1 pseudogene is annotated in these 558 nt (G+C 57.0%); it reads right to left on the reverse strand.

What is annotated here, in order from left to right:
• Positions 1 to 351: 351 nt before the first annotated feature.
• A pseudogene (locus AAAU26_RS00135) lies at positions 352 to 558 on the reverse strand (primase-like DNA-binding domain-containing protein); the annotation flags it as partial.

The following is a 558-nucleotide window of genomic DNA, read 5'->3' on the forward strand; positions in this document are numbered from 1 at the left end:
ACCCGGTGCAGCTCCGGTTGAGCTGCACCCTTGTGGGCCGGTAAATATGTAAGGGCCTGCCGCTCCTGACCCGAAGCAGCAGCCCAAAAAAGTGCGAGAACTTGAATTTACGCGCCCCACGCGCCCCAAACCACACAAAAGTACCTTTCTGTGTTGATTTTACAGGGCGCATGGCTGGGATGGACGCGCCCTTTTGGGGCGCATCCGGGTTTCTTTCCCGCCCAGAAGGGCGTGTTGCCGCCCTGCATCCGCCCGGAAGTGGCGGACACGCACCTGAAGAAAACAGCGATAACAAGTCGAAACTACTGATTTGGGGCGCGTAGGGCGGGAGATTTTCACTTTTCGTGTGTTTTATGCCGCAGCAAAGGCGGGGTGGACGCATACGCCCCGGAAGCCGCGGTACTTTCCCTCGATGTGCTTGGAAAAGGTCAGGCCATACTTCCCTGCATTTTTCAGCAGGAACTGGCTGAACTTCTTTTGCGGAACAGGCGATTCCAGATTATCCTCGCACCACTTGGTGTAGGCGCGGTAGAGATAGGTGGAGCGTTCCTCGGTGTC

The organism is Faecalibacterium longum (assembly GCF_040094125.1).
In the GTDB taxonomy this organism is placed as follows: domain Bacteria; phylum Bacillota; class Clostridia; order Oscillospirales; family Ruminococcaceae; genus Faecalibacterium; species Faecalibacterium longum.